This window comes from Nostoc sp. UHCC 0302, from assembly GCF_038096175.1.
Classification (GTDB): Bacteria; Cyanobacteriota; Cyanobacteriia; order Cyanobacteriales; family Nostocaceae; genus UHCC-0302.
On the sequence record NZ_CP151099.1, the window covers coordinates 4,619,505 to 4,633,338 of the forward strand.

A 13,834-nucleotide genomic window follows, 5' to 3' on the forward strand; every position below is an offset into this window, starting at 1 on the left:
GAGGACTAGGCAAGAGTTTTCCCAATCCCCAATACTCAATACCCAATCCCCAGCTACATTCCCATAATTTCATATCCTGCATCTACGTACAGAACTTGACCAGTAATACCGCTGGACAAATCACTGCATAAGAAAGCCGCAGTGTTGCCGACTTCTAGCTGAGTGACAGTACGTCGCAGGGGAGCAACCTGTTCTACATGATGAATCATATCTAAAATTCCACCTACTGCCGAAGAGGCCAAAGTCCGGATGGGGCCGGCAGAGATGGCATTGACACGGATATTGTGCTGTCCTAATTCTGATGCTAAGTAACGCACACTTGCTTCTAATCCTGCCTTGGCAACTCCCATGACATTATAGTTAGGTATTGCCCTGACACCGCCTAAATATGTGAGCGTAACGATGCTACCACCCTCTGTCATTAAAGGTTTAGCTGCACCGCTTAACTGTACAAGTGAGTAGGTGCTAATTTCTAAGGCGGTGTTGAAGCCAGAACGGGAGGTTTGGCTAAAATCTCCAGTCAAATCGTCTTTTTTGGCGAAGGCAAGGCAATGAATCAGGATGTCTAGCTTTCCCCACTTATCGCGGATAGTTTCAAAGGTAGACTGAATCTGTTCATCGTCTTGAACATTACAAGGAAGAAATAAGCTGGGATTAAGAGGTTCTACCAATTCCGCGACTTTTTTCTCCATCTTGCCGCGTTCATCGGGTAGGTAAGTAATACCTAGATTGGCTCCTGCTTTGTGTAATTGTTGGGCAATACCCCAGGCGATCGAGCGGTTATTGGCAATACCTGTAACGAGGGCGTTTTTTCCTGTCAGATTAAGCATAGAAATTGTTAGAGCGATCAATCACTAGGAGCATACTAGAATCTGAGACTACTTTGTCTTTGTTTTGCACGTCATTTGCAAAAATGAATATTGAGAACAGTCTTTGATGCCACAAAATACCAAATTTTTTCTTAAGATATTCCCAAGATATCTTAATTTGTTCTTCAAAAAACCTTTTTAATACAGCTATTGTAAGTAGTTATCAAGAACTTTTAGCTTAAAAGATCAACAATTATGTATCATTATAAACAGAGAGTTATGAAGCAATGATTTTGAGTATAGTAAAGAACAGAAAGGTTGACGGTGCTTTATTGAATTTTCAGGTGTATTCTTAGGGAATCAGTTTTTGTTTTTCCGGCATTGGGTAGGGGAAGGGAGATGATCGTGACACAAGATAAAGCCCTAGCAAATGTATTTCGTCAGATGGCGACCGGGGCGTTTCCCCCAGTTGTGGAAACGTTTGAACGCAACAAAACGATCTTTTTTCCTGGCGATCCTGCCGAACGAGTTTATTTTCTTTTAAAGGGTGCTGTTAAACTTTCCAGGGTGTACGAGGCAGGAGAAGAAATAACAGTCGCGCTACTGCGGGAAAATAGTGTTTTTGGTGTGTTGTCGTTGCTGACAGGAAATAAGTCAGATAGGTTTTACCATGCAGTTGCATTTACGCCTGTAGAATTACTTTCAGCGCCAATTGAACAGGTGGAGCAAGCACTCAAGGAAAATCCAGAATTATCAATGTTAATGCTGCGGGGTCTATCTTCGCGGATTTTACAAACAGAGATGATGATTGAAACCCTCGCTCACCGAGATATGGGTTCTCGGTTGGTGAGTTTTTTATTAATTCTTTGTAGAGATTTTGGTGTTCCTTGTGCCGATGGAATCACAATTGATCTGAAGTTATCTCATCAAGCGATCGCTGAAGCAATTGGTTCGACTCGTGTTACCGTCACTAGATTACTAGGTGATTTACGTGAGAAAAAGATGATTTCTATCCACAAGAAAAAGATTACTGTGCATAAACCTGTAGTGTTAAGTAGGCAATTCACCTAAAAGCAATTGGGGGATATATAAGTGGTGCAGGTTGTGTTTTTTAGAGATAACACCCACAATGGGAGTTAAATCTAAAAATTGGTTAACTTCAGCTATTGCAAATTTCTACCCCCCCCCACAGACAATGATTGAAAGTAGTAGGCTGTATCTGGAAGCGTTTCGGTAGCTAAAGATGACCACCGGGTACATCCTTATCGCAGCAATTTTAATTTTGGGAGGCGTAATTGCAACCGTGGGCGATCGCATCGGCACACGGGTTGGCAAGGCTCGCCTCTCACTCTTTAACCTGCGTCCAAAAAATACCGCTGTATTAGTCACTATTTTTACAGGTGGTTTAATTTCAGCATCAACTCTAGGGATTTTGTTTGCTGCTGATGAAGGTTTACGAAAAGGCGTCTTTGAGCTAGAAGATATTCAAAGAGACCTTAGACAAAAGCGGGAACAGTTAAAAACGGCAGAAACTCAAAAAAGCCAAGTAGAAAATGAGCTAAATCAAGCTAGACTTGCACAAACTAAGGCACAGCAAGACTTGCAAGCAATTAATCAATCGCTGCAAGCAGTAACCGCTAAACAAAAGCAAACGCAAGCCCAACTTAACCGTACTATTAGCCAACAAGCTCAAACTCAAACTCAGCTCCAACGTACCCAAAGCCAGTTAGATCAAGTAGTAACTCGCTATCAACAAGCGATCGCTGAACTGCAAAGCGTTTACGATCAAAGAAAAGAATTACAAGCGGCAGTTGAACAACTCAAAGCAGAACGCCAACGACTGTACGCTGAAGCCAAAAAAGCCATTGATGAAGCCAAAACAGCCATTGAAAAACGCGATCGCGAACTTGCCAATCGCCAAGTAGCAATTGAACAACGGGATCAAAAGATTGCTCAGCTAGATCAATTGATTCAAAAGCGTAATTTAGAAATTACAGCTAGAGAGCAAGTGATTGCTAAACGAGAAACGCGTCTTAAAGAGTTAGAACAACAACAAGACTATTTAGAAGGGGAAGTGGCCCGGCTAGAAAAATATTATCAGTCCTACCGGGATCTGCGTTTGGGTAAACTTGCTATAGTTCGTGGTCAAGTTCTTGCTGCTGCTGTAGTTCAGGTTAATCAAGCTGCCGCAGCCCGTGAAGCAATAATCCAACTTTTACAAGAAGCCAACCGTAATGCCAACCTGGAATTAAGCGAGCCTGGTACAAATCCTGCAAATGTACAGTTAGTGCGTGTCACTCAAGAGAGGATTGAACAATTAAGCAAGCAGATTCAAGATGGTCGAGAATACGTGGTGCGAATCTTCTCCGCTGGCAACTACGTTAGGGGAGAAAAGCAGATAGAATTTTTTGCAGATACAGCGCGAAATCAATTGGTATTTTCGAAAGGTCAAGTGCTGGCTACAGCCACCGCTGATCCCAAAACCATGACATCTTATCAGTTGCGGCAACGTTTGGATCTGCTTATTTCTGCTTCTCAATTTCGCGCTCGTAATGCCGGAATTGTCGAAAGTGTGCAAATAGAAGGTACTTTCCTGCGGTTTGTTTCCCAGCTAGGGCAGTACCCTCAACCATTGGAAATCAAAGCGATCGCAGCGGAAGACACATATACAGTTGGGCCTTTAAGAGTGAAACTAGTGGCAATAGTAAATGGACAAGTTATTTTTAGTACTTAAAAAATAAAAACAACTTGCTCCCAAAGGTTGTAATACAAAATCTCAATATCCATGAAATCAGTAGAAACAATCCTTAACTGAACTGTGCTGGTTTATAAACTACGGTTAAGGTAGAAAGTAGAGATAGAGACTATATACGGCAGAATTCAGAATTCAGATGGTCGCACCTCGACTGCGCTCGGTGGTCGCCGAGCGCAGTCGAGGTGAGTCAGAATTTAGAATAAAAATAGGCTTTATACCTGACTTTCCTTCGACTCCTTTCGGCTTCTCTGCGAGACCGGAGGCGTAGCTTGCTTCCCCGTAGGGGTACGCTTAAGGCAAGCCGCTCAGTAACCATGAGACCTATATCGTGTACTTCATCAACTTGAAATCTGCTGTATATTTCAATCAATTGAAAACTTCTGTCAGCGTACTTAATCAGCTAATGAGCATTTAAACTAAATACAAAGAGTAGCTAAAATACCTACGATAATTGCATTCATTTATTTTTAATTTTTAATTTTCTATGGCTTCCCGTGAATTTTTGCCGACGCAACCAGTTATCTTAGGCTTTGATCCAGGTCGCGATAAATGTGGTTTAGCGGTGATGGGGCTTGACCGACAACTCTACTATCACCAAGTTATAGCCGCACAAGAAGCGATCGCTACCATTAACACGCTGCGTCAAAAGTATCCTATTTCCTTAATGGTGATGGGTGACCAAACTACAGCCAAACGGTGGAAACAACAACTCAACGAGGAATTAGCAGAGCAGCTAAATATCATTTTAGTGGATGAGCGTTATACAACCTTAGAAGCACGCGATCGCTATTGGCAGATGTATCCCCCCACAGGGTTGACAAAGCTATTACCACAGGGTATGCGACAGCCACCACGCCCTATAGATGACATTGTTGCCATCCTTTTAATCGAAAAATACTTAAACCGCTTAACTGAATCAGCAGTCAAGAGCGAGGACTGAGGAGTCATATCATTAACAGACGCGTAGACGCTCGAAGAGCGGCTTCTCGTAAGAGTATAATCGCGTCTCTTAAAGTTGCGCTCTAATAATAAAAGCATAGTCCCCTCCAGGCTCTAGTTGATAATCTTGTTGCTCCAAGAAGCGACCGAGGGGTTCTTTAATTAATGCACGGCCTTGGGAAGGCTTAACGGAAAGTACTCCGCGGCGGAAATGCCACTGGAAATGCCACTCAAATTCCCCTGCACTGACTTCACCCTCAAGGAAGCCGTGTTGCCAAGATTGGCGGGTAATTTTGACATGGGCAATGGTTTCTGGCAGACGTTTAGCACTCACGATGCTTTGTGTCAAGTGTAAAATAACAGCCGACCATATAGGCTATTTATTTTATTTACCAGACATAGCTGAAATAGACAAACTAACAAAATAGGTATTTGTAATCGACTGAGTTGTGTTAATACAAGTGGACGCCAAAAGTCGCGGTCATACAAACAAAGCCTGCCTACGCAGGCTTGTAAACTCCAAAAATAGGGAAAATGCACAGAAATATTACGCAGTTGCAAATACATTGTGTTTAGGGAACTTGAAATAGCTTGCCACTGGTTACACGGGATATTCAAGAGATAATTTATTCAGTAATTGTTAAGCAATCCTCTGACTTAGGATGTAAGGTAATTGCCATTAGCGGTACAGTTCACGTTCATTTACTAACTAGTTTTTCGCCCCAATTGGCTATATCTGAGCTAATACAAAAAGCTAAAGGCAGTTCTTTCCATTTAATCACTTATGAAATTAAACTGCACGAGTTTTTCCAATGGCAAGGTGGTTGTGGTGCATTTACAGTTAGTTATCATCTGATCATCAGATAGCCAATTACATTCGCAACCAAGCCACCTACCATTAACAAAAATCCTTCATCCCCGACAGGAAAATCGTTTAATTACATCGAACCTGCGTAGGCAATCTTTGCTTTTGCAGCTGCGGAGGAAATCGTTTAATTACATCTAATTACATCGAGCCTGCTTACGCAGGCTTTGTTTTTGTAGCCGCGACTTCAGTCGTTTGGCTCTTAAAATCCCAAATCGAGTTTAACGATTCACTGCCGCAGCTTCCCGCGCTGCTGCTGCTTGGTCTGGGTGGATACCCAAGCGTGTAAGATTAATCCGTCCCTTATTGTCAATTTCGCGCACTTTGATAATCACTTCATCGCCGACTGCTACTTCATCCTCAACTTTACCAACACGGTAGTCAGCTAGTTGAGAAATGTGGATCATGCCTTCCTTCCCAGGTAGGAATTCCACAAATGCACCTATTGGTATAATCCGAGTTACACGCCCTATGTAAACATCCCCTTCGTGCAGCTTGCGGGTCATGCCTTGGATGATGTTTCTGGCTCTCTTTGCCTTGCTTTCATCCACTGCCGAAATTGTCACAGTGCCATCATCTTCGATATCAATTTTAGCACCCGTTTCCTCAGTAATCCCCTTGATAGTCTTGCCTCCAGGCCCAATGACCAGACCAATCATGTCTGAGTCAATCTTGATTGTTAAGAGACGTGGAGCATAGGGTGAGGTTTCAGTGCGTGGTTGTTCGATAGACTGGAGCATTTTCTCCAGAATGTGCAACCGAGCTGATTTGGCTTGGTGAACGGCTTGACCGATAATGTCTAAAGACAAACCGGGGATTTTCATATCCATTTGTAAGGCAGTAATCCCGGCATCTGTCCCAGCAACTTTAAAGTCCATGTCGCCCAAAAAGTCTTCGATGCCCTGAATGTCGGTCAGGACTCGCACTTCGTCCCCTTCTTTAATTAGACCCATTGCCGCGCCACTGACAGGTTTGAGAATTGGTACACCAGCATCCATAAGGGCTAGGGTGGAACCGCAAACTGAACCCATCGAAGTGGAACCGTTAGAAGAAAGAACTTCCGAGACGACGCGAATTACGTAGGGGAATTGTTCTTTAGTTGGTAGTACAGGCAGCAAGGCTCGTTCTGCCAATGCACCGTGACCGATTTCACGTCTACCTGGCGCACGCAACGGCTTGGTTTCCCCAACTGAGAAAGGTGGGAAGTTGTAATGGTGTAGGTAGCGTTTGGATTGGTCTGTTTGCAAGTCATCGTTTAAATTTTGGGCATCTCCGGGAGTACCAAGGGTACAAGCGGATAATACCTGGGTTAGACCCCGGTTAAATAAACCGCTACCGTGGACTCGCTTCGGCAAAACGTCAACTTGACAAGAAACAGGACGCACTTCATCAAGTTTGCGACCATCAACACGAACGTTGTCTTCGACAATTTGCCGCCGCATAAAGTATTTGGTAATGTCTTTAAAAGTGTTACCAAGTGCTTTACTATTTGCGGTTGCAGCTACTCGAATTGGGTCTTCTTCTGAAAGATCAGTGATCGATGTTGCAATATTGTCCTTAACGACATCCAAAGCGGCATCGCGTTCGGGTTTAGTTAATTCAAATTGAGACAGGATTTTCTTAATCTCATCGCTGGCGCGATCGCGGATATAATTTTCCAGGGTCTGGTCTACTGGTGGTCGCTCTTCTTGCACCAGTTGCAATCCCAGTTCTGCTACCAAATCTAGCTGTGCTTTGATTAAGTCCCGAACTGCTTCGTAGCCAAAGTCAATTGCCTCGATAATATCTCGCTCTGGCAACTGATTGGCTCCTGCTTCTACCATAATCACGCCATGCGGTGAACCTGCTACTATCAGATCCAGGTCTCCAGCTTCAATTTCTGCATAGGTGGGGTTAATAATGAAATCATCTCCCACTAAGCCAACCCGTACTGCTGCCATTGGCCCATTAAAAGGGATCTGGGCAATTAGGGTAGCGATTGAAGCACCTGTTACTGCAAGTACGTCGGGTGGCACTAACTCGTCCATTGACAGCGTTATGGCCACAACTTGCAGATCATCCCGCAACCATGAAGGGAACAAAGGACGCAGGGGACGGTCTATAAGACGGCTGGTGAGAATTGTTTTTTCTGGTGGACGACCTTCCCGCCGCATTATCCCTCCGGGAATTCTACCAGCGGCATAGAGTCTTTCTTCGTAATCTACAGTAAGGGGAAGAAAATCAATGCCTTCTCTGGCTTGCGATCGCGTAGCTGTCACCAAAACAGCTGTATCCCCTGATTCTATCAAAACCGACCCCCCAGCCTGGGGAGCTAGTAGTCCTACCTTCAGTCGAATATCCCTTCCATCGAAGGATATTGACTTATCAACTTCTGCCATTCAGTTTTTTTTCCTTCTCTTTCGCTATTCTCTCTCTGTGGCAATCCTAACATTTATGCCCTATGGCTGACTTTAGTTACATACAAAGTTGAGACTCCCTCTTAGGGATGAAATTTAGTTTGGCTGACTACAGGCTGGACAAACGTGGATTTTTTGGTTAAGTGAGAACAAGTTAGATAGCAGGTTTAGATTCTGTAAGTGAATTCTACGAATACGTTACACGAAAGCGATCGCCACTCAATCTAATCTGCGGTCAGCCTTTTGGATTCACGTCTACGTAAACTATACAGGTCATTCTGAATCACGCTCTTTGCCACTTACCCTCAGTCAAATTTCTCAAGGTAAAGCCCGATAAATGATTAGAGCGTCTACCACCTGTTCCTCGTCTAGCTTCGCCGCTTGGGGAATGCGCCCAATAATCTCAAATCCTAACGATTGCCAAAGTGTAATTGAAGGTATATTGGTTTCAAAGACCAAGTTGAACATTACTGCCTCATAGCCGAGGCTAGCTGCAATCAAGAGCATTGCCTCTCCCATAAACCGCCCGATACCCTGACCGCGCGATCCAGGTTGTACAATAAAACCAGCGTTGCAAATATGGCTACACCGACCCGGAAAGTTGGGCTTTAAATAAAATGCCCCCAGTATTTCTTGTGGGCTATGTGTAGCATTCTCAACAGATGCCTTGACAACAAAAGCATCCTGAATCAACCAGTAAGCAGCAAATTCTGCCTGAGATAGGGGTTGCTTTTGGGGATAAGTTTTACCTTCAACAATTACAGTATTTAGTAATGCTCTTACAACCTCCTGTTCTTGAGTGTGCATATAATTTAGCTCAACTACTGTCCCATCTTTTAAAAGTTTAACAAGGGGAAAATTCATAATTAATTGCTATTGATGGTAACTAAATTTTAAGTACTTATTGTATTTAAGATTTGGCTCAATAATATTCTTGAGAAGATGTGAAAAGCAGAAAGTCTGCAATTTAAATTTTTAAATTTTACGAAAATCTGAGTAGTTGGCAAATGGCAATTTTACACGGTAATTGGTTACTAAAAAATCAAAACGAATGTTTATTTGTTTGGGGTGAAACTTGGCGATCGCTACGGGTGAATTCTGAGCCAATTGGCTCTGGAGATATACCACTGCATCCATTGGCAATGACACCAGTTGAATTGAGCGAGTGGTTGCTTTCAAAGAACATGAAAATTGCCAATTTCATCCAGCAGCCTCAAGTTGCTTTAGCTAGTACTGGACGCACACGCAAAGCTACAAAAACTAATGAAATAAGTTTACCTACTCACTCTCAAATAATTGCCCTGCCAACTCATATCCCTGAAGCTACTGAGGAAGAAACAACATTAATCCCTGTACATTCTGCCAGCTTGGGGTTAGATATAGACTCTCCCCAATACCTTCAACCGTGGCGAGTTGAGGGTTTTTGTCTAAATCCCACCGCAGCAATCAAATTTCTTACTTCTATTCCCTTAAATGCCACTAATGGAGAAGACGCCTTTTTAGGAGGAGATTTACGCTTTTGGTCGCAGATTGCCCGCTGGAGTTTGGATTTAATCTCCCGGAGTAAGTTTTTACCGACGATCCAACGGCAACCCAGCAACACATTTGTTGCTAAATGGCAAGTACTTTTAGATAGTGCTATAGACGGAACTCGCCTGGAAAAATTTTCGGCGAAGATGCCATTAGTTTGTCGCACTTATCAGGGGCTGGAGACTGGGGAAGAATTTCCTCAATCCCCACTTTATCTGGATTTTCCAGTTGAACCTCAAAAATTACTATTGGGTTTTCTCAACAGTACAATAGATACCCAAGTGCGACAGATGGTAGGTTCGCAATCCCCAATTGAAGCAAAGGTGATGGTGTCTTTACCAACTGCGGTAAAGCAATGGTTACAAGGCTTAATAAATAGTACATCTCATACAGCAAATGCCGATGTAATTGGAGTTGAACGGCTAGAAGCGGCATTAAAAGCTTGGACTATGCCGCTACAATACCAACTGACTTTAAAAACTCTATTTCGTACCTGTTTTCAACTGCGTTCTCCAGAGTCTGGCGAAACAGATTGGACATTAGCGTATTTCTTGCAAGCGGCTGACAATCCAGAGTTTTTAGTGGATGCGGCAACTATCTGGAATAACCCAGTTGAGCAATTGGTTTATGAAAATCGTCCTATTGACCAACCACAAGAAACATTTTTACGGGGTTTAGGATTAGCTTCCCGATTATATCCAGCGATCGCACCCAGTTTTGAAACCGAATATCCCCAATCTTGTCGTCTCACACCCATCCAAGCTTATGAGTTTATCAAAGCTGTAGCTTGGAGATTGGAAGACAGTGGTTTAGGAGTAATTTTGCCTCCTAGTTTGACGAATCGCGAGGGATGGGCAAACCGTTTGGGTTTAAAAATTACCGCCGAAACCCCAAATAAAAAGCAGGGACGCTTGGGATTACAAAGTCTGCTGAATTTTCAATGGCAATTAGCAATTGGTGGACAGACTATTTCTAAAACTGAGTTTAATAAACTTGTGGCTTTAAATAGCCCGTTAGTAGAAATTAACGGAGAGTGGGTGGAGTTGCGTCCCCAAGATATCAAGACAGCCCAAACTTTCTTTACCACTCGCAAAGACCAAATGGCGCTTTCTTTGGAAGATGCTTTGCGCCTTGGCACAGGCGACACCCAGGTGATTGAAAAATTACCAGTAGTCAGCTTTGAAGCATCTGGGGCATTACAAGAATTGATTGGGGCGTTAACAAATAATCAGGCGATCGCACCTTTACCCACACCAAAAGGTTTTCAAGGACAGTTACGCCCTTATCAAGAACGAGGCGCTGCTTGGCTGGCATTTTTAGAACGTTGGGGCTTGGGTGCTTGTCTGGCCGACGATATGGGCTTAGGAAAAACGATCCAGTTTATTGCTTTTCTTTTACACCTAAAAGAACAAGATGCATTAGAAAATCCAACTCTACTTGTGTGTCCAACTTCTGTTTTAGGAAACTGGGAAAGAGAAGTCAAAAAATTTGCGCCAACACTCAAAGTTTTACAGTATCACGGAGACAAACGCTCCAAAGGCAAAGCATTTATAGAAGCCGCGAAAAAGCATGATTTAGTTATCACTAGTTACTCACTAGTTCATCGAGATATTAAGTCGTTAGAAAGTATTTCTTGGCAAACAATTGTTTTAGATGAAGCCCAAAATGTCAAAAATCCAGAGGCGAAGCAGTCAAAAGCTGTGCGGCAATTAGAAGCTACGTTTCGGATTGCATTGACGGGAACACCAGTAGAAAACAGACTGCAAGAACTCTGGTCAATTTTAGATTTTCTCAATCCAGGGTATTTGGGAAATCGGCAATTTTTTCAGCGGCGGTTTGCGATGCCAATCGAAAAGTATGGTGATGCCGCTTCTTTAAGTCAGTTACGTTCATTAGTTCAACCATTTATTCTGCGGCGTTTGAAAAGCGATCGCCAAATTATTCAAGACTTGCCAGATAAGCAAGAAATGACAGTATTTTGCGGTTTGACTGCTGAACAAGCTGCACTTTATCAACAGGTTGTAGAAGTATCTTTAGCAGAGATTGAATCTGCCGAAGGACTACAACGCCGGGGCATGATTTTAGCTTTGTTAATCAAACTTAAACAAATCTGCAATCACCCAGCACAATATCTAAAACAAGCGGCACTCGAACAACAGCATTCTGCAAAACTACTGCGGCTAGAAGAAATGTTAGAAGAAGTTTTAGCAGAAGGCGATCGCGCTTTAATATTCACTCAATTTGCTGAGTGGGGTAAGTTACTTAAACCTTATCTAGAAAAACAGCTAGGTCGAGAAATCTTCTTTTTATATGGTAGCAGCAGTAAAAAACAACGAGAGGAAATGATTGACCGTTTCCAACACGATCCCCAAGGGCCACCAATTATGATTCTTTCTCTGAAAGCAGGTGGCGTAGGGCTGAATTTAACACGAGCAAATCATGTATTCCACTTTGACAGATGGTGGAATCCAGCTGTAGAAAATCAAGCTACAGATAGAGTATTTCGCATTGGTCAAACTCGGAATGTCCAAGTGCATAAGTTTGTCTGCACTGGTACTTTAGAAGAAAAAATTCATGACATGATTGAAAGTAAGAAACAACTAGCTGAACAAGTTGTAGGTGCAGGTGAAGAGTGGTTAACTGAAATGGATACAGACCAACTCCGCAACTTACTACTACTTGATCGCAGTGCAGTAATTGATGAAGATACAGAGTAAGCAAGCTAGTTTCGTAATTCGTAATTCGTAATGATGCTCCGCCCCGCTACGCTAACGTAATTCGTAATTACTGTTCTGTAATGGTTTTAAACATTCCAGATGGGTGGCGTGATTGAGCCGCCTTGTACTAGTTTGGTGAAGTTCTAATTTTTAGTTTTTAATTTTTAATTAATTTTTAATTTGGAGGAAAGCTACTATGAGCAATTACACCCTTCAAGCAAGTCGAGAATGGTGGTCACAACGTTGGCTTGATTTGCTAGACTCATATCGCTTTAAAAAGCGTTTAGAACGTGCTAGAAATTATGCTCGTCAAGGCAATGTTTTGAGCATTGAATTTAAAGGGGCAAAAGTATTAGCTAGAGTTCAAGGCAGTGAAGTAGAACCTTATAAAGTTTCTCTTTCTCTTGACCCATTTACTGATGAACAGTGGGGTTATGTAATAGAAACAATGTCTCATAGGGCAATTTTTGCTGCCAAACTGTTAGCAGGAGAAATGCCACAAAATATCGAAGAAGTTTTCACGACTAATGGTCTTTCGTTATTTCCTTTTACACTCTCGGATGTTCACAGTAAATGCTCTTGTCCTGATAAAGCAAATCCTTGTAAGCATATTGGGGCTATTTACTATCAGTTAGGCGATCGCTTTAGTGAAGATCCGTTCGTACTATTTCAATTGCGCGGACGCACTAAAGAGCAAATTATTAGTGATTTACGGCATTTACGTAGTATTAGAGTTGAAGCTAACACTACTGAAACATCTGATGTTCAACAGTCAATTCCTCACAATCAATACTCAGTAAAAATAGATTCTTTCTGGCAATATAATGAGCCATTAGAATCATCTTTAGTAGTGATTGCACCATCAAGTAGCGAGACAATATTAGATGTGTTAGGAACAATTCCTTTAGCTAAGGAAGAGGAAAATGCTGTAAATTTAAATTCTGGTGATGTCGTAATGAACTATTTAAATACAGTTTATAAAGATGTTAGCCAGAAAGCCATTTTAGCGGCAATGAATGTTGGGGGGAGTTGACTGGTGGGTAATTGACTAATTTTATTGCATATACGCGCTTAAAAATAAGTATGGCTGCCTTGGACTTGAAACTTGTATTTATTAGAAAGAGCAAAGATGTCAGTCGTCTATAAATTGGAGTCTGGCTTGTGAAGCAGCCCGGTGGCTCCCGATAAGCGACTGCATCAAGCTTAATAGTGAATGAATAAGTAGGTTTGAGACCCCATCCGAATCGGAGATTTGCAGGTCTTTAATTAGGTGGGGTCTAAAAACCTCATCTAATTGCATTATCAATTCTGGATTCTGGATTGTGACTTGTTATTCATTACCAATCATTGAATGCTATAAAAGCAGAGTAATCCAGTCAAATCAACATGGAACTCCAAACTAGAATTATTTCGGTAGAACTTGCCGATGGTACAAGTGTCAGAGTTGAAGCTACACCAATTGGTGAGCGTAAAATAAACTTTCAAACCCGACCTTTTAATGAAGTAACCGTGGGTATAGAATCTCTTACTAAGGAAATTGCAGAAGCATTACACAAAGTTAAGCCTGATAGAGCAAGTGTGAAATTTGGTATAGATATTGGTATTGAATCAGGGAAACTCATACCCTTATTAGTCAAAGGTACTTCTACAGCCAATATAGAGATTACTTTAGAATGGGGTAACTAGCTGCTTTCTAAAGAATACGACTGATCATATTGGCAAACAGTTATTTAGATTTAGCTATGAATACGATAAATTTCCGAAAAAGCGAACGAGTAATTTTAGTTACTAACTTAACAAAAAGATTGCATTTGTATTAATTA

11 protein-coding genes are annotated in these 13,834 nt (G+C 42.1%); 7 read left to right on the top strand and 4 right to left on the bottom strand.

The window, feature by feature from the left end:
- Nucleotides 1-53 precede the first annotated feature (53 nt).
- Complete coding sequence (gene fabI / locus WKK05_RS20050; RefSeq protein WP_341524855.1) at nt 54-830, bottom strand: enoyl-ACP reductase FabI; 777 nt, start codon at nt 828-830, stop codon at nt 54-56.
- 378 nt (nt 831-1,208) lie between these two features.
- On the opposite strand from fabI, the gene ntcA reads away from it, so the two are divergent.
- The 3 genes from ntcA (at nt 1,209) to WKK05_RS20065 (ending at nt 4,504) form a co-directional block, all read left to right on the top strand.
- Entirely contained in the window at nt 1,209-1,880 is a 672-nt protein-coding gene (gene ntcA, locus WKK05_RS20055; protein WP_341524856.1) for a global nitrogen regulator NtcA, read from the top strand.
- A gap of 172 nt (nt 1,881-2,052) precedes the next feature.
- Nucleotides 2,053-3,543 carry a DUF3084 domain-containing protein gene (locus tag WKK05_RS20060; protein ID WP_341524857.1) on the top strand — a complete coding sequence of 497 codons (1,491 nt, stop codon included), beginning with the start codon at nt 2,053-2,055 and terminating at the stop codon, nt 3,541-3,543.
- A 505-nt stretch (nt 3,544-4,048) separates the two neighbouring features.
- Nucleotides 4,049-4,504, top strand: coding sequence for a pre-16S rRNA-processing nuclease YqgF (locus WKK05_RS20065; RefSeq protein ID WP_341524858.1), 456 nt, complete (start codon nt 4,049-4,051; stop codon nt 4,502-4,504).
- A 69-nt stretch (nt 4,505-4,573) separates the two neighbouring features.
- Here the strand turns inward: WKK05_RS20065 and WKK05_RS20070 are convergent, their stop codons facing one another.
- Entirely contained in the window at nt 4,574-4,837 is a 264-nt protein-coding gene (locus WKK05_RS20070) for a DUF3146 family protein (protein WP_341524859.1), read from the bottom strand.
- A 257-nt stretch (nt 4,838-5,094) separates the two neighbouring features.
- On the opposite strand from WKK05_RS20070, the gene WKK05_RS20075 reads away from it, so the two are divergent.
- Nucleotides 5,095-5,370 (top strand): transposase, encoded by a 276-nt coding sequence (locus WKK05_RS20075; protein ID WP_341524860.1) that lies wholly within the window; start codon nt 5,095-5,097, stop codon nt 5,368-5,370.
- Between the two features lie 219 nt (nt 5,371-5,589).
- On the opposite strand, the gene WKK05_RS20080 is transcribed toward WKK05_RS20075, so the two are convergent.
- Together WKK05_RS20080 and WKK05_RS20085 are read right to left on the bottom strand one after the other, a co-directional pair.
- Nucleotides 5,590-7,746 carry a polyribonucleotide nucleotidyltransferase gene (locus WKK05_RS20080; protein WP_341524861.1) on the bottom strand — a complete coding sequence of 719 codons (2,157 nt, stop codon included), beginning with the start codon at nt 7,744-7,746 and terminating at the stop codon, nt 5,590-5,592.
- 336 nt (nt 7,747-8,082) lie between these two features.
- Nucleotides 8,083-8,628, bottom strand: coding sequence for an N-acetyltransferase (locus WKK05_RS20085; protein ID WP_341524862.1), 546 nt, complete (start codon nt 8,626-8,628; stop codon nt 8,083-8,085).
- A 143-nt stretch (nt 8,629-8,771) separates the two neighbouring features.
- Between WKK05_RS20085 and WKK05_RS20090 the strand changes: the two genes are divergently transcribed.
- The 3 genes from WKK05_RS20090 (at nt 8,772) to WKK05_RS20100 (ending at nt 13,697) form a co-directional block, all read left to right on the top strand.
- Nucleotides 8,772-12,011, top strand: coding sequence for a DEAD/DEAH box helicase (locus WKK05_RS20090; RefSeq protein WP_341524863.1), 3,240 nt, complete (start codon nt 8,772-8,774; stop codon nt 12,009-12,011).
- Nucleotides 12,012-12,207: 196 nt separating this feature from the next.
- Entirely contained in the window at nt 12,208-13,044 is an 837-nt protein-coding gene (locus tag WKK05_RS20095) for an SWIM zinc finger family protein (protein ID WP_341524864.1), read from the top strand.
- A gap of 353 nt (nt 13,045-13,397) precedes the next feature.
- A complete protein-coding gene (locus WKK05_RS20100) occupies nt 13,398-13,697 on the top strand; it encodes a CU044_2847 family protein (protein ID WP_341524865.1) in 300 nt (99 codons plus the stop codon).
- Nucleotides 13,698-13,834: the final 137 nt, after the last annotated feature.